This is a genomic window from Sphaerimonospora mesophila (assembly GCF_001417795.1).
GTDB classification, from domain to species: domain Bacteria; phylum Actinomycetota; class Actinomycetes; order Streptosporangiales; family Streptosporangiaceae; genus Sphaerimonospora; species Sphaerimonospora mesophila.
Window position 1 is genome coordinate 681,733 of the sequence record NZ_BCBX01000031.1, and the last position, 15,383, is coordinate 697,115.

Consider the following 15,383-nt stretch of genomic DNA (forward strand, 5'->3'; position numbering starts at 1 on the left):
GGTTGCGGCTCGCGGCTCAGTGGCCGCGGCGGATCCAGTCGTCCAGGTGCGGCGCCTCAGCGCCGATGGTGGTGTCGGCGCCGTGCCCGGTGTGCACCACCGTCTCCGGCGGCAGGGGCAGCAGCACCTCGCGAATGGAGGAGATGATGGTCGGGAAGTCGCTGTGGGAACGTCCCGTCGCGCCCGGCCCGCCCTGGAAGAGCGTGTCTCCCGTGAACACCACGCCGAGTTCGGGGACGTGCAGGCAGACCGCGCCGGGCGCGTGACCCGGCGTGTGCAGCACCCGCACGTCCACGCCCGCCACCCGCAGCGTCTGCCCGTCGGCCAGCGGGCCGTCCGGCTTGGCCTCCGCGTGAGCCAGGTTCCACAGCACCTCGTCGTCGGGATGCAACAGGATCGGCGCGCCGGTCCTCTCGGCGAGGGCGGGCGCGGCGTTCACGTGGTCGTTGTGGGCGTGGGTGCAGACGATCGCGGTGACCCGCCGATCACCGACGGCCGCCGCGATCGCGTCGGCGTCGTGCGCGGCGTCGACGACCATCACCTCGTCGTCGTCGCCGAGCAGCCAGACGTTGTTGTCGACCTCCCAGGTCCCGCCGTCGAGGCTGAACGTCCCGGAGGTGACGACCTTCTCGATCCGCATCACAACACCACCACCGAACGGAGCACCTCACCGCGGTGCATCTTGTCGAACGCGGCCTCGACCTCGTCGAGCGCGATCGTCTCGGAGACGAAGGCGTCCAGGTCGAGCCGTCCCTGCCGGTAGAGCGAGACCAGCATGGGGAAGTCGCGGCTGGGCAGGCAGTCGCCGTACCAGCTGGACTTGAGCGCGCCGCCGCGGCCGAACACGTCGAGCAGGGGCAGCTCCAGCGTCATCTCGGGGGTGGGCACGCCGACCAGCACGACGGTCCCGGCCAGGTCGCGCGCGTAGAACGCCTGGCGGTAGGTCTCGGGCCGGCCCACCGCGTCGATGACGACGTCGGCGCCGAAGCCGCCGGTCAGGTCGCGGATGGCCTCGACGGGGTCGGTCTCTCTGGAGTTGACCGTGTGCGTGGCGCCGAAGCGGCGGGCCCACTCCAGCTTCCGGTCGTCGACGTCGACCGCGATGATCGTGGTCGCTCCGGCGAGGTCGGCCCCGGCGATCGCGGCGTCGCCGACGCCGCCGCAGCCGATGACGGCGACCGAGTCGCCGCGGGTCACGCCGCCGGTGTTCATGGCGGCGCCGAGGCCGGCCATCACGCCGCAGCCGAGCAGGCCGACGGCCGCGGGCGAGGCGGCGGGGTCGACCTTGGTGCACTGACCGGCCGCCACCAGCGTCTTCTCGGCGAACGCGCCGATGCCGAGGGCCGGCGACAGTACGGTCCCGTCGGCGAGCGTCATCTTCTGCTTGGCGTTGTGGGTGGCGAAGCAGTACTGCGGACGGCCACGCAGGCAGGCGCGGCACGCGCCGCAGACGGCCCGCCAGTTGAGCACGACGAAGTCGCCGGGGGCGACGTCGGTCACGCCCTCGCCGACGGCCTCCACGACGCCGGCCGCCTCATGGCCCAGGAAGAACGGGAAGTCGTCGGAGATGCCGCCCTCCCGGTAGTGCAGGTCGGTGTGGCACACCCCGCAGGCCTGGATCTTGACGAGGGCCTCGCCTGGACCGGGGTCGGGCACGATGATGGTCTCCAGGCTGACCGGCTGCCCCTTGGCGAGCGCGACGACGCCGCGAACCTCATGCGCCATGGTTGTCTCCTCCACGATTTCTCGATCGGCGGGTGCTGCAGGCCTCATCCGGCCTGCTCTCAGGGTCTCAGGAATCAGGGCGCGGCGCTCTGGAGCGCCTCGGCCGCCAGCCGTTTGCGCCAGCGGGTGAAGGGCCGCGGCAGATCGATCCCGAGCACCGCGACCGGACGGTCCCCGCGCCGGTAGACCGCCACGAAGCTCCGGTCAGCGAGGCTACCCTCCTCGACCGTGATCTCGTCGCCCGGTCCGGTGCGCCCGGCGAACTGGATCCGCACACCGCACTGGTCGGACCAGAAGTACGGCGGCTCCGGCGGCCGGACGTCGCTCCCGGAACACCCCGAGGTCGCGGAGGCACCCGCGAGCAGCGCGCGTACGGCGACGGCCGGGCGGCGTGCGGCCCCGGTCCAGTGCTCGACCCTGCGGTGGGCCCCGCCGGCGGGGTCGAACCACGCGGCGCAGTCACCGACGGCCACCACACCGGGCACGCCGGTGGCCCCGGTCGCGTCGCACAGCACGCCGTCCGCGATCTCCACGCCCGATCCGGCCAGCCAGGCCACGTTGGGCCGTGCGCCGATCCCGACGACGACCACGTCCGCCGGGACGCGCCGCCCGTCGGTCAAGATCACTCCATCGGCCCGTGTGGTGCCGGTCACCTCGCGGACGCCGGTGCCGCACAGCACCTCGACGCCCTGTCCGGCCTGGAGCCCGGCCACCACGGCGCCCATCTCGGCGCCGATGGCGGCCGCCAACGGGGCGGGCGCCGGTTCGACCAGGGTGACGTGCAGTCCCAGGGCCCGGGCGGTCGAGGCGATCTCGGCCCCGATGAAGCCGGCGCCGACGACGACGAGCCGCTCGGCCCCGGCGAGGTCGGCCCGCAGCGCCCTGGCGTCGTCCAGGGTGCGCAGCGTGTGCACGCCGGAAAGGCGCTCCGTCCCGGGAAGGGTCCGGGCGGCCGCCCCCGTGGCGATCACGACCGCGTCGGTGCGCACCGTCCTTCCGTCGCCGAGCCGTACGGCCCGCTCGCCCGGATCGAGCGCGGCGGCCGCCGTCCCGAGGATCCAGGTGGCGTCCAGGTCGTCGGTCTCGGTCTCCAGCGCGAGGTCGGCCTCGTCCATCCGGCCGGCGAGGAACTCCTTCGACAGCGGGGGGCGATCATAGGGGCGATGCGGCTCGTCGCCGATCAGCACCAGGCGCCCGTCGTATCCCTGGTCGCGCAGCGCCCGCGCGGCCGACAGGCCGGCCAGCGAGGCGCCCACCACCGCGACGGTTCTCACGCGGCGCCCTGGGGACGTACGCCGACCCCCGGTGGCAGGTTGGCGGGGGCTTCTGAGGGGATGACGAAGATCGTGCCGTCCTCGACCACGACCCGGTGGGTGCGCACGGGGAGCTTCGCCGGAGGGGCGTCCACCTGGCCGGTCCGCAGATCGAATTTCGAGGCGTGCAGGGGGCACTCCACCTCGCAGCCCTCCAGCCATCCGTCGGCCAGGGACGCGTCCTGGTGGGTGCAGGTGTCATCGATCGCGTAGATCTGACCGTCCTCTGTGTGGAAGACCGCGATCGGCGGCTCTGCATCGAGCCGGAACGCTTCGCCGCGCGGCAGCGAACGAAGCGGGCACGCAGGAATCATCGACCATCCCCAGTTGTGTAAAGAGAAACGCGAAGCGTTATACGCAACAGATTGAGGTCACGGAGACCCCCTGTCAAGAGCTTTCCGGGCGCCTTCCACGGCACGGAATATCGGCCCGATCCGGCTCGTCCGAGCGGGTCGTACGGACCATTCCCGACGGCTATCGTGCTCTCGGTCGGCCGCCCGTTCCCGGCATGGTGACGGCACCCCTGCCGACCTGGCCACCGTCGCCCATTAGGAGCGACATAGGAGCGATTCAGGAGCGATTCAGGAGCGATTCAGGAGCGACGACCGGCAAAGGCCAGGCCCTCCGGCCGGGCGTCACGGCCGCCCCGATCGGCGTCCCCATGCATGAGGCTTTGACCCTCCCCCGCCCGGCCGTGCCCGCGCCCGGGCAGGTCCGCCTCTCACGCTCCATATGCGGACCGGCCGGCGGCTCCCGATTCCGGATCACCTCGCCGGTTCCACACGCCGGCGACGGCCTACTCTGTGAGGTGATGGCGGGGATTTCGGCGGACACATGGGGAGAGCTGCGTGCTACCTGAGGTGGAGGCATGGCTGGCCGGCCGTACGTCGTCGGCGGGCGACTGGCCGGTGGACACCCTGATGGCAGCGAAGGGAAGCACCACGGTCAGCGTGGTCCTCCCGGCCCGCGACGAGGCCGGCACCGTCGGGGAGATCGTGTCGGCCATCCGCCGCGACCTCGTCGAGGCCGCCCCGCTCGTGGACGAGCTCATCGTGATCGACTCCCGGTCCACCGACGACACGGCCGACCAGGCCGTACGGGCCGGGGCCAAGGTCATCGCACAGGACGAGATCCTCCCCGAGCTGGACGGTCCCGACTACGACGGAAAGGGCGAGGCGCTCTGGAAGTCGCTCGCCGTCACGTCGGGCGACCTGGTGGTGTTCGTCGACGCCGATCTGCGGGAGTTCAGCACCTCGTTCGTGACCGGTCTGCTGGGGCCGCTGCTGGCCGACCCCTCGGTCGCGTACGTGAAGGGCTGCTACGACCGGCCGTTCGTCGGGGCAGACGAACAGGAGTCCCGCACGGGCGGGCGGGTGACCGAGCTGGTCGCGCGGCCGCTGCTCAACCTGCACTGGCCGCTGCTCGCCGGGTTCGTGCAGCCGCTCGCGGGCGAGTACGCCGGCCGGCGCGACGTGCTGGAGCGGGTGCCGTTCGTCACCGGGTACGGCGTGGAGCTGGCGCTGCTCATCGACCTGCTCGACCTCGTCGGACTCGACGCGCTCGCCCAGGTCGACCTGGGCCGCCGGGTGCACTCGCACCAGACGACCGAGGCGCTCGGCCGCATGGCCGGGCAGATCATGCACACGGCCTGGTCCCGGCTGGAACGCCAGAACAAGATCATCCCAATGGACGCGCCCTCGCTCCGGCTGGTCCAGTTCGAACGCGGACCGGACGGCCACCGGCCGGTGGAACGTGAGATCGCGGTCGCCGAGCGGCCCGCGATGGCGACGGTCCCGCAGTACGCCTCACGTGCCCTGCGCTGAGATTTCGCCTTTACCCGGCGATCAACGCCGGCACCAGGAGCTTTGATAAGGTTTACCCGGCCTTCGGGCGGTGAACAGGAGGGGCGATCACGGCATGCTGAGGCTGGGTCCATGCTGAGACTGGGTCGACGTGCCGTGGGCGAGGACCTGTTGATCATGGCGATCGTCAACCGCACCCCTGACTCCTTCTATGACAGGGGCGCGACCTTCGCCCGGGAGGAGGCGCTGCGCCGGGTCGACGAGGTCGTGGCCGAGGGCGCCGACATCGTCGACATCGGGGGCGTCAAGGCGGCGCCGGGAAGCGAGGTCGACGCGCGGGAGGAGATCGACCGCACGGCCTCGTTCGTCGCCGAGGTCCGGGAGCGATATCCCGATCTGATCATCAGTGTGGACACCTGGCGGGGTGAGGTGGGCCGCGAGGCCTGCCGTGCCGGCGCAGACCTGCTCAACGACGCCTGGGGCGGCGCGGACCCCGAACTCGCCGAAGTCGCCGCGGAGTTCGGCGTCGGCCTGGTCTGCACGCACGCGGGCGGGCTGCCGCCGCGTACCCGCCCGCATCGGATCGAGTACGACGACGTGGTGGCCGACGTGATCGCCGGCACCACCGCGCTGGCCCGGCGCGCGGTGAGCGTCGGGGTCGACCCCGAGCGCATCCTGATCGATCCGGGCCACGACTTCGGCAAGAACACCTGGCACTCGCTGGAGGTGACGCGCCGACTGGAGGAGATGGTGGCCACCGGCTGGCCGGTGCTGGTGTCGCTGTCCAACAAGGACTTCGTCGGCGAGGCCCTGGGCGTGCCGGTCGACCAGCGGGTGGTCGGCACCCTGGCGGTGACCGCGGTGTGCGCCTGGCAGGGGGCGCGGGTGTTCCGCGCGCACAATGTCGCGCCGACCCGGCAGGTGCTGGACATGGTCGCGGTGACACGAGGTGTACGGGAACCCGTACGAACCGTGCGAGGTCTGGCGTGATCGTCGCCGCCTGCTGCGTCCCGCAGGCCCCGCTGCTGCTGCCCGGCCTGACCGGTGGGCCCGTCCCCGAGGTCGAGGAACTGCGCGCGGCGGCGCTCACCGCCGTGGAGACCGTCGTGGGCCGGGGCGTCGACGAGATCGTCGTGGTGGGCGGGGCACCGCACACCCGGCCGTACCCGTCGGACGCGCCGACGCCGGCCGGACGGCTGGCCCCCGCCCCGGGACGGCCGCCGCAGCCGGGAGCGCTGCCGGTGCCGCTGGCCGTCGGCCGGTCCCTCCTGTCCGGACACCCGGTGCCCCTGATCTTGCAGGGGGTCGACGAGCACGCGTCTCCGGGGGACGGCCGCGACCTGGGCCTCGAGATCGGGGCGCGGCCCGGCCGGACCGGGCTGGTGGTCGTCGGCGACGGCGGCGCACGCCGCGGGGAGAAGGCCCCGGGGTACGTCGATCCCCGTGCGCTGGACGTCGACGCGTCGATCGGCGAAGCACTGACGCGGGCCGATCTCTCCGCCTTGGCCGCCCTGGACCCCGGCCTGTGCGACGACCTGCTGATCCGGGGACGCGCCGCCTGGCAGGTCATGGCGGCGGCCGCCCGGGCGAGATCGTGGACGGGGCACACCCTCTACGGCGACGCCCCCTTCGGCGTGGCCTACTGGGTGGTCACCTGGCTCCCCACCACCCCCTGATCCTCCTTCACGCACCCCGCTTCCGTTCGGCAGGAGCGAGCAGGAGGCGAGGCCGGATCCGGGGTTGTCGGCCTCTCCCGGCGTCAGGCGAGGTAGAGCTTGCGGAGGGGTTCGTCGATCACCCAGGTCGTCCGATCTCCGGCCATGAGCCGTACGAGAACTCCCGGGCGGAGGTCGATGGACGAGCCGTCCTCGAAGGTGACGCGGCCGGCACCCGCCAGGACCAGGAAGATCTCATCGACCTCGGTGTCGGTCGCCGTCCCCCTGGCGATGTCCCAGACCCCGATCGCGATGTCCTTGAACGCGGTCACCGGCGTGGTGACGGTGCGCGGCTCCGCGTCGGACGGCTCGTCATCCGGCAGCGCCGCGGCGAGAAGGTCGGCGCTGAGCAGCCGCTCGCCGCTCATCTGGGTTTCCCTGGTCTCCACAAGCCGAATCGTACCGGTGGTCGAGGCGGCGGCATCCGGCCGGTCACGCCACAGTGGAGGCGGGGTCACCGGCGTAGCGTCGCCGAGGGGTTCTCTCCGAAACGCTCCCGATAGGCGCGGGCGAACCTGCCGAGATGGACGAACCCCCATTGGAAGGCCACGTCGGTGACCGACGTGGCGTCCGGGCCGCACGCGGTCAACTCGGCGTGGGCTCGGTCCAGGCGTACGTCCCTGAGATAGCTCATGGGGGTGGTGTTCAGGTGGCGGCGGAATCCCTCGTACAGCGCCCGCTCGCCCACGCCGACGGCCGCGGCGACGTCGCCCGTGGTGAGGGGTTCGGCCGGGTGTGCCTCGATCAGCTCCATGGCCCGTTTCACCGCACGCGGCGCGACCCGTGGCTGCGCGCTCGTCAGTGCCGGAGTGTAGTTGCTGGGCTGTGCCAGCAGCAGCTGCGTCATCAGCAGCCCCTCCACCTGTTTGAGCACCGGCGGCCGGCGCAGCAGGTCGCCGTCGGTCTCCGCGTCCCGGCGGATCATGTCGACGATCGACAGCCAGGACCGGGAGGACGGCTGGGTCAGGTCCATTCCCAGCGAGAAGACAAGCGGCCTGTGCGGTTCCCGGCCCAGCAGGCCGCCGAGGCGGGCCTCGAGCGCGGCACGGTCGAACCACGCGACGAGGTGCGGCGCCCCGGCCCTCCACCGCATGGACAGCCGCTCCGTCGCCGACAGCACGGTGGCGAGCTCCGTCGTGGAGACGACCCGTTCCCGGCCCTGGGTCACCTCGGCGACACCCGCCAGCGGGATCTGGACCAGGAAGAAGCTCTCCAGCGCACCCGGCGTGATCACCACGTCCGCCCCGTAGTCGAGGCAGTAAAGGCCGGTCCGGTCGAACACCGCCGCGTTCATCCGGCTGTCGAGCCGGGCCCCGTGATCCGCCAGGCGCAGTCCATGGGGACAGAATGCCTCCCCGACCTCCGCACGGGCCTCGTCGAGGTCATGCGTGCGGAACCGTTCATACGCGGCGAGCGGTAGCGGCCGAGCGCTCATGTCCACCTCCGTCAGGTTGCGCGCTCCGGACAGACCCGAGCGGAACCGACCATGTCGCGATTCGCACGGTAGGAGGGATCCGTTGGCTGATATGCACCTGTGAGACCTCAGCGGCGCAGCGTCCGCGAGGGGGACTCGCCGAAGTGCCGCCGGTAGGCGCGGGAGAACCGGCCGGGGTCGACGAACCCCCAGCGGCGCGCGACGTCGGCGACCGTCGTCGTATCCGGACCATGGGCGCGCAGTTCGGCACGCGCGCGTTCCAGGCGCACCTCTCGCAGGTAGGCCGTGGGGGTCGTGTCCAGGTGGCGCCGGAACCCGTCCCGCAGCGCCCGGGCGCCCACGCCGGCGGCTCCGGCGATGTCCGCCACTGTGACGGGCTGGGCCGCGTACGCCTCGATCAGCTCAACGGCCCGCTTCACTGCGGCCGGCGCCGCACGCGGCGGTTCGCCGGCCAGGGCGGGAGTGTAGTTGTTGGCCTGCGTCAGCAGCAGCTGCGTCATGAGCAGCCCCTCCACCTGTTTGAGCGCCGGCGGCCGGCGCAGCAGGTCGCCGTCGTTCTCCGCCTCTCGGCGGATCATGTCGACGACCGACAGCCAGGACCGGGCGAGGGGTCGCGTCAGGTCCATCCCCAGTGAGAAAACGAGCGGACTGCGCGGTTCCCATCCCAGCAGGCCGCCGAGGTGGGCTTCGAGCGCGGCACGGTCGAACCACGCGACGAGGTGCGGCGTCCCGGCCTCCCAATGCATGGTCACGCCCTCTGTCGGAGACAGCACGAAGCCGAGCTCGGGTGTCGTCACGATCCGCTCGCCGCGGTGGGACACCTGCGCGGCACCGGCCAGCGGTATCGGTACGACGAAACAGCTCTCCCACTCGTCGGCCTCGATCAACACCTCCCCTCCGTAGTCCATGCAGTACAGACCGGTACGGTCGAAGGCCGCCCCGTTCATCCGTGCGTCGATCCGCTTCTCACGCTTCGCGAGGCTCAGTTCATGGGGGAAGAAGGCGTCCGCGACCCGCACACGAGCCTCGTCGAGGTCACGCGTACGGAACCTCTCATGCGTGGCGAGCGGTAGTGGTCGAGCGGGCATGTCCGCCTCCCCCAGAGGTTGCGCGGCCCAGGCGGCGCCTCACCGCGTTCTCCAGAAAGGTCGGAGTTCCGCGCGTCCCGGGTGGCCCAACTCGAATGATAGGAGGTGGAGTCAGGCCGATCTTGACTGGGATGACCGCGCTTGTGGGGACTTGCCCCTCCTCGGTCCGGCGTTCTCCGGGTCGCAGTCCTCAGCCGTCGCCTCCACCCGATGCCGGCGGGTGCCGAGGGAGACGGAGAACCTGGCCGGATATCCGACCCGCCTGTATCACCGGCCCGTGCTGTACGCCTCCGCTGATGACGTTGCGCACGTCTCCCGTCGGCGCTTCGGGTGGCAGCGCGCCTGTGACGTTCAGCAGATGCCGGAGGTCAACGGCGAAATCGGGGTCGGTTTCGATCAAGTGGCACAGTCGGGCGCGCCACTCGCTCTCGACGCCGATGACGGACGATTCGTCACCGGCCAGCAGGCCTGCTCGGGAGGCGTCGAGATCCCGCAGCGCGCTCTGCACACCGCCCCGTCGAGCGAGCATCCGCGCGACCACCTCCTTCACCCGCTCCCAGGAGTCGGAGACCATCAGTCCGACCAGCGTCGCCGCTCCCGAACTCGCCAGTGCCATCAGTTCAGGTTCCATACTCGTTCTCCCTCGTTCTCCATCGCCGGGGCTTCCGGCGTTCACCGGTCCGGTTCGTCGTCGTCCGGCGGCGCGGAGGCGGGATCGAAGTCCTCGAAGAGGGAAGGGCCGGACGAGTCGGGGTCGAACCGACGCACGAGTTCGTCGGCCACGTCCTCCCTGCCATGTTTGCGCAGGACATCGACCACGTGCCGGGCGAGCAGGGTCCGTTGGGAGTTCCCGGCGTCGAGGCCCATTGTCGTCAGGAATCCGTCGAAGTGGTCGGCGGGGGTCCGGGACTCCGAGGCTGATTCGCCCCTACTGATGTCGGCTGCCGAGATGAACTCCCCCGCCTCGATGTCCGGCCCGGGCACAAGGTGCCGGAACGGCTCCGTCACGTGTGTGTTGTTGGCGGCGGAGGAGAGCTGAGCGAGCAGGCCGATGTCCTTCACTGTCTTTTCGACCTGGTCGTCGTTCTTCGCCAGCCACCAGACCACGGCGCTGCCGGTGTCCTTCAGCACGTGCTCGCTGAGGTACTCACGCCTGCGCTGCTCGTATCTCCTCTCGTGTTCCCACAGCGTGTTGTCCTTGCGCGCCGACATGAGCCTGGCAAGCCGATTCCGGTCCTCCTCCGAGAGGGTGAGCGTGACCGACTCGGCCATCGCCCGCAGACACCCCGTCCCGTCTGGCTCCATCCGGCCCAGTGCGCCGCTCAACTCGTGCTGGACGAGTGACGTGCGGCCGGGCGGTCTCTCCTTTGTGATCTTGCGGGCGCGTTCGAGGATAGCGTTGACCGCCATGGCCTCGAGATTGACGTGGGACTCGTCCACCCGAGCATCACTTGGCAGCCATCGCACGGTGGCGGAGAATACGAAGTCGTAGTCCTCCCAGTTACTCGGTAGAGCGACAGCGGCGAGGCGATGTGCCCGGTGCTCGACCGGCATGACCGGCGGCTGCGGGGCGGGATGCGCATAGGGCTCCTCCCATCGATGCCTCCCCTTCATCAGACCCAACCCGCCGGCCGTGAGCAGAACGACCAGGAGGAATCCGAGCCACAGGGGCCGGGGAGCGAAGAGGATGAGAGCGACGAGGATCAACCCGCAGAAGACGACAAGGTAGATCGTCACCGTCGTACGGCCAGAACTCATGGAAGGGCCTTCCTGTTGTCAGGTCACAGCGGCCGGCTCACCCGACCTGGATGCCCAGAGCGATATTGATCTTGTTGAGTAGGCGGTCACGCAGACGCATGTCGTGTTCCGTCGGCGTGGGATGGACACGCTCCAGTTCGCCGGCCATGCCGTACAATCGGGACAGGACGTCCGTACGCTGCCGGCCACCCTCCACGAGTACGTCGAGCAGCACATCGTGACGCGACCCGGCCTCCCCGGCGGCGAGCAGCCAACGTCGTGCCAGTTCGTCCCACGCGTCGTCCGGCCCGCGCTCGTAGACCACGCTCCAGCCGAGAGCGACCTGATCCCGGACGACGTCAGAGGCGAGGAGGGGCCGGGCACCCGCCGCAGCGGCGGCCAGGAGTTCCGGATCGGCCAGCTCCAGAAACAGGTCGGCGTCGGTGCCCTTCCATCCTCTGTTCTCGGAAAACTGACGATTGAGCCGATCGAACATCAGCCGGAGCAGTCGTCGATCCGCACGTACGAGGCGAATGAGCGCGTCACGAGCACGCGTCGTCTCCCGCTCACGCCTGGCCAGATGATGGAGGCGGACCACGGCCTCGTACGGGTGATGCACCACCATCACTTCGGTGCACGTGGCGACGATCACTTCGGCGAGAGTGCCGGGCAGCCCTTGATTCGTCGTCGCCCACTCGTAGATCTGGCGCCGGAAGTACCGGCCCTGCCGCCGGTCTTGGAGCCCCTTGGTGAGCGCCTGCGCCGCCGCCCGTCTGCCGGTGCCGTTCATCGCCTTCGCCGTCCACGCCTCCACGAGGGTGGAAAGCATGCCCCGGTAGCGGTCGTGGAGGCACAGTTCAGCGAACCGCCTGACCAACTTGTCTCGCCCGTCCTGGTCCAGACTCGTGGAGACGGCGGTACGGCCCACCCATGTGCCCAGGCTTTGCCGTAACTCTGGCACGTGCCTCCAGAAGTGGCGGCGGACCGCCGCGGCGTACCCGAGTTCCTTGAACCGCACCCTGTCTTGGGCATCGCGCTCCGCGTCGATCTCACAGAACCGCTGGGCGAGGTCCGCATGCTCCAGCAGCGGAAGATCTTCCTCCGGGTGCTTCACTTCCTTGAGCAATGAGGCGGCCGCCTCGTGTACGGCATCGGCGTGCTCTCCGTGCAGCATCGCGGTGGCGAGCAGCAGTGCGCGTTGCCGGCCGTCCCGTAATCGGGACAGTTGGTCGGTTAACTGAATCTGCCTATCGGAGAGTGCTGCATTGGCCTCTTTACACCATGCGACGAAATCGCTCGTGCCCCCGGACGTCGCCCGGGCCTCGGCAACAAGCCCGGCGAAGCGTGCGACATCCTGCATCGACGGTTCCCCGCCCAGAAACTCAGTGACAGCAGGGCTTGGGCAGCTCATTTCATCCCAGCTGAGGCCGTCCTGACGCAGGTAACACTGCAAAACCTGAGGTCCCGGCGGAGGGGCGAGCCTCACATGATACTGACGGAGTCCCGGTTCCAGCCGTTCTGCATTGGCCTGAGCCAGCACGACGACGAGATGGGCACGGCACTTGTGCACCTTGGCCCGCAGAGAATGCAGCTCACGATGGGCCCGTGCCCAGAGCTTGCCCTCGATTTCTGACAGATCGAGTAGCAACAGGTCGCCGTCGGCGATGCCGTCGCAGCTGATGAGGGGCTTGGCCTCGTCGTTCTCGTTGTCGAGCGGGATCTCCTTGAATGTCTCATCCCCCACACGCAGTTCATGCAGGAGCATCTGTGCGGCCGCCAGCCTGCCGCTGCCCGGCTTCCCGTCGAGGAGGACGGTCCGCTGGGAAATGAGCATGTCCCTTGCATCACCGAAACCGGAGGGATGAACGAAACGCCGCCTCAGCCACAGCAACTGGTCCGCGGCGATGGTTCTGAACGGCTTACCCTCGGTGTCAGCGAGCGACTGAGTAATGATGGTGTTGTACTGCGGCCCCGGACCCGAATGCACTTGGGTGTAACGGCTGAAGACGGAAGAGGAGATCTGCTCGCTCACCGGTCGTCCTCTTCATCTTTGCCGGAGCTGTCGAAGTGGTGCCGGATTCCTCCCTCGTTGTTTCCTTGCACGTACGTGGCCCCGGGTCCGGAGAAGTGCTGGTTGTACTGGTTTCCCTTGCCCAGGTGAAACTGGCCGTGGTCGCCCTTGATAACTGTGCCGACGTCGCCGGTGATGTCACGGCTCTGGACGATGGTGCCACCCCGCACATCCCCCACATGGTTGTGCGTCGAACCCGAATCCATGGTTTCGGCCGCGGTGCGGTCACGGAGGGTTGGCACGAGTTCGATCAGCCGCTTGGCGATCCTGTCCAGGCCGGATTCAACCTGGTGGAGGTCCAGCCGTTCGGACTGACGGTCCGCGAGCGGTTGGAGTTCCGCCGGGAGGTCCGACGCGGTGAGCCGTTCGGTCCTGCGGCCCTCGAGAACGGGGATGACGGGTATGCCGCAGGCGAGGGCCTCGAGGATCTCCCTGCGGACCCAGTCGTTTTCGTCGTGCAACGCGGGGAAACGGGTCCAGTCCGGCCCGATCACAGCGAGTAGGACGTCGCTGCGGCGGACGTTGTTCAGCAACTCCTCCGGATAGCACATTCCAGGCTTGATGGACTCGGACGCCCGAAAGATCGGCTCATCCCCGAAGCGATGCGACAGATCTCTCGCGATCAGCGCCGCGGTCTTGTCGCCGTCGCCGGTGCGGTAGTTGACGAATACATCGGGCACGGGGAGTGCTCCCTTCAGGATGACGATGCGCTGCTGGGAAGGATGCGCAGTGCCGTGCCGAGTTCGGGCGACAGGGCGCGTACCTTCGGGTTTCGCTGGTGGCGGCCAAGAACGCGGGCGAGTGCTCGCATGTCAACGGCGATGGTGGCGGAGCCGATGGCCACGGCGCTGTCAAGCAGCTCAGCGGCGAGGTCGCAGGCGTGGTCCACCTCGCCTGCGACGGCATGGGCGAGAGCCCGGCGCGTCCCGAACCGAGCCCGGGTTCGTACGGCCTGGGCGGGGACCCGGCCCAGTTCCCGATCCAGCAGTTCGGCGGCCTCATGCGGACGGCCCAGATCGTACAGGCACCATCCCGTGATCATCGTGACTGGGTCGGAAAGGTTCGTCGTACCGATGACCGGGCCGTCCGGCGCGGGTGACCGGTGTGCGAGCAATACCCGGGAACGATCGAGGGCGCGCATGCAGGCGTCGTAGTCACCGGCGATCGCATGGCCCTGGGCCTCTCGCTGAGCCGCCAACCCGCGGATTCGCGACGGTACCGCCGCATCCGCCTGCGCCCGCCGAGCCAGATCGACGGTCTGCGTGGCGTCCTCCCGATAGAGAGTGATCAACGCCCTGCGGACCAATCCGTATGCAGCAAGGTGCCGATCACCCCCGGCTTCGGCCAGTTCGACGGCTCGGCGCGTCCACCACAGCGCACCCTGATCGTTTCCGGTCTCCTGGACCAGCCAGCCCACGTATTCCGCGTACCGTGAGCCCAGTCTGAACAGGCGCTGACGGATGCGAACATCGGTGGAAGCGGCGGCGACCTCTCTCAGCGTGTGCGTGTGCGCGATGAGCGCGGGAAGTACGATCGCGGGGTTGGTGGCCTGACCGAACTGCCGGAACTGATCGAACAGCGTCCGGGAAGCCGCTAGCGTGCTCGCGCTTTCGGCACCCGAAGCGGCCACAGCGCTCGGGAGCGCCTGGATGCCGCCGATGCTCACGCCGGTTATGGACACGGCTCCGACCGCGAGAACCTGCCGCCGGCCTACTGGCTGGAACCAACTGTCGCCGTCCGCGGATAATTGCATCAGCCACACCTCCTCGCCGGTACCGTCCGGTGGCTCTCGCGACTCGGTCGTCTCAGCAGGCGCCCCGGGCACGAGGCGGACCAGAGCGCCGCCGGCATCGAGGGCCGCGTCACAAAGCCGGGCCAATTCCCTGCTCGGCGCCTTGATCCCTCGTTCCACCTTGCTGAGCTGACCCTTGCTGTAATGGACCCTCCTGGCCAAATCGGTCAGTGTGAGGTTGGAGGCAGTCCGCAGCCTCCGAAGCTCCTGTCCGAAATGGAACGGCTGCCGCTGCACCACGTGAACCTCCGTCACTTTCTGGCCGAACAGCCACAGCAAGACTGCGACAGCCGCGGCCATCCAGACAAGGCCGATAACGATGTTTCCCGTTTCCACTTCACAGGCGACGGAAAACGGTGACACTTCTCACTTAAGATCGGCGTTCACCGGTTTTCCGCGGTGACGTTTTCTCCGGTCGCCCGGTGCCTACCCGGCTGTGATCTCGTCATCGCCCCGGGTTTCCCACAAGTGCTTCCGGAGAACTCCGCGAGAGTAGAAGGTCAGCAGACCACCGGGCTACACCCTTACATGTAAATTGGGGCAAAATAGCATGGTCACGGCAAATGCGCATTGAGGGGTGACGCCACCTCAGCAGGGACCGCCAGTGAATCCACAGGCCGTACCACCCCACGAGAGCGCTCTTCGTGACATTGAACTGTCGGACTCACCCGATCCCCCGAAGAAGCCGTGCGTACGTTGCGCATC

General features: G+C 69.3%; 15 protein-coding genes. 3 read left to right on the forward strand and 12 right to left on the reverse strand.

All coding sequences use genetic code 11. The features are described from left to right. Positions 1-16 precede the first annotated feature (16 nt). The 4 genes from AP234_RS07455 to AP234_RS07470 all read right to left on the reverse strand — a co-directional run bounded on the left by AP234_RS07455 (position 17) and on the right by AP234_RS07470 (position 3,352). Entirely contained in the window at positions 17-640 is a 624-nt protein-coding gene (locus AP234_RS07455; protein WP_055478757.1) for an MBL fold metallo-hydrolase, read from the reverse strand. Further along, positions 640-1,725 carry an S-(hydroxymethyl)mycothiol dehydrogenase gene (locus tag AP234_RS07460; RefSeq protein WP_055478758.1) on the reverse strand — a complete coding sequence of 362 codons (1,086 nt, stop codon included), beginning with the start codon at positions 1,723-1,725 and terminating at the stop codon, positions 640-642. The genes AP234_RS07455 and AP234_RS07460 overlap by 1 nt, the downstream gene beginning before the upstream one ends. Positions 1,726-1,799: 74 nt before the next feature. Then, on the reverse strand, positions 1,800-2,999 hold the full coding sequence (locus AP234_RS07465; protein WP_055478759.1) for an NAD(P)/FAD-dependent oxidoreductase: 1,200 nt from the start codon (positions 2,997-2,999) through the stop codon (positions 1,800-1,802). After that, positions 2,996-3,352 carry a bifunctional 3-phenylpropionate/cinnamic acid dioxygenase ferredoxin subunit gene (locus AP234_RS07470; protein WP_055478760.1) on the reverse strand — a complete coding sequence of 119 codons (357 nt, stop codon included), beginning with the start codon at positions 3,350-3,352 and terminating at the stop codon, positions 2,996-2,998. The genes AP234_RS07465 and AP234_RS07470 overlap by 4 nt, the downstream gene beginning before the upstream one ends. Before the next feature lie 534 nt (positions 3,353-3,886). Between AP234_RS07470 and AP234_RS07475 the strand changes: the two genes are divergently transcribed. From AP234_RS07475 to AP234_RS07485, 3 genes are all read left to right on the forward strand, one after another. Next, on the forward strand, positions 3,887-4,861 hold the full coding sequence (locus tag AP234_RS07475; RefSeq protein ID WP_055478761.1) for a glucosyl-3-phosphoglycerate synthase: 975 nt from the start codon (positions 3,887-3,889) through the stop codon (positions 4,859-4,861). Positions 4,862-4,972: 111 nt separating this feature from the next. Next, positions 4,973-5,830: a dihydropteroate synthase gene (folP, locus tag AP234_RS07480; protein ID WP_055478762.1), complete on the forward strand. Its 858-nt coding sequence runs from the start codon at positions 4,973-4,975 to the stop codon at positions 5,828-5,830. Further along, positions 5,827-6,516 carry a hypothetical protein gene (locus tag AP234_RS07485; RefSeq protein WP_055478763.1) on the forward strand — a complete coding sequence of 230 codons (690 nt, stop codon included), beginning with the start codon at positions 5,827-5,829 and terminating at the stop codon, positions 6,514-6,516. The genes folP and AP234_RS07485 overlap by 4 nt, the downstream gene beginning before the upstream one ends. A gap of 83 nt (positions 6,517-6,599) precedes the next feature. Here AP234_RS07485 and AP234_RS07490 read toward each other — a convergent pair whose 3' ends face one another. The 8 genes from AP234_RS07490 to AP234_RS07525 form a co-directional block, all read right to left on the reverse strand. Then, entirely contained in the window at positions 6,600-6,944 is a 345-nt protein-coding gene (locus AP234_RS07490; protein ID WP_200926261.1) for a cupin domain-containing protein, read from the reverse strand. A gap of 65 nt (positions 6,945-7,009) precedes the next feature. After that, entirely contained in the window at positions 7,010-7,990 is a 981-nt protein-coding gene (locus AP234_RS07495) for an AraC family transcriptional regulator (RefSeq protein WP_055478764.1), read from the reverse strand. 107 nt (positions 7,991-8,097) lie between these two features. Further along, positions 8,098-9,078, reverse strand: coding sequence for an AraC family transcriptional regulator (locus AP234_RS07500; protein ID WP_055478765.1), 981 nt, complete (start codon positions 9,076-9,078; stop codon positions 8,098-8,100). Between the two features lie 190 nt (positions 9,079-9,268). Then, positions 9,269-9,709, reverse strand: coding sequence for a hypothetical protein (locus tag AP234_RS07505; protein ID WP_055478766.1), 441 nt, complete (start codon positions 9,707-9,709; stop codon positions 9,269-9,271). Positions 9,710-9,750: 41 nt separating this feature from the next. Next, positions 9,751-10,836, reverse strand: a complete 1,086-nt coding sequence (locus tag AP234_RS34225; RefSeq protein WP_063842799.1) for a hypothetical protein — start codon at positions 10,834-10,836, stop codon at positions 9,751-9,753. Positions 10,837-10,873: 37 nt separating this feature from the next. Then, positions 10,874-12,847, reverse strand: coding sequence for a hypothetical protein (locus AP234_RS07515; RefSeq protein WP_055478767.1), 1,974 nt, complete (start codon positions 12,845-12,847; stop codon positions 10,874-10,876). After that, on the reverse strand, positions 12,844-13,566 hold the full coding sequence (locus AP234_RS07520) for a toll/interleukin-1 receptor domain-containing protein (RefSeq protein ID WP_055478768.1): 723 nt from the start codon (positions 13,564-13,566) through the stop codon (positions 12,844-12,846). Before AP234_RS07520 ends, AP234_RS07515 begins: the two co-directional genes overlap by 4 nt. Positions 13,567-13,580: 14 nt before the next feature. Continuing rightward, positions 13,581-15,041, reverse strand: a complete 1,461-nt coding sequence (locus AP234_RS07525; RefSeq protein ID WP_235558012.1) for a helix-turn-helix domain-containing protein — start codon at positions 15,039-15,041, stop codon at positions 13,581-13,583. Positions 15,042-15,383 lie beyond the last annotated feature (342 nt).

Coding starts and splice junctions, on each gene's coding strand:
- AP234_RS07455 (WP_055478757.1), bottom strand. CDS start 640: ATGCGGATCGAGAAGGTCGTCACCTCCGGGACGTTCAGCCTCGACGGC.
- AP234_RS07460 (WP_055478758.1), bottom strand. CDS start 1,725: ATGGCGCATGAGGTTCGCGGCGTCGTCGCGCTCGCCAAGGGGCAGCCG.
- AP234_RS07470 (WP_055478760.1), bottom strand. CDS start 3,352: ATGATTCCTGCGTGCCCGCTTCGTTCGCTGCCGCGCGGCGAAGCGTTC.
- folP (WP_055478762.1), top strand. CDS start 4,973: ATGCTGAGACTGGGTCGACGTGCCGTGGGCGAGGACCTGTTGATCATG.
- AP234_RS07495 (WP_055478764.1), bottom strand. CDS start 7,990: ATGAGCGCTCGGCCGCTACCGCTCGCCGCGTATGAACGGTTCCGCACG.
- AP234_RS07500 (WP_055478765.1), bottom strand. CDS start 9,078: ATGCCCGCTCGACCACTACCGCTCGCCACGCATGAGAGGTTCCGTACG.
- AP234_RS07505 (WP_055478766.1), bottom strand. CDS start 9,709: ATGGAACCTGAACTGATGGCACTGGCGAGTTCGGGAGCGGCGACGCTG.
- AP234_RS34225 (WP_063842799.1), bottom strand. CDS start 10,836: ATGAGTTCTGGCCGTACGACGGTGACGATCTACCTTGTCGTCTTCTGC.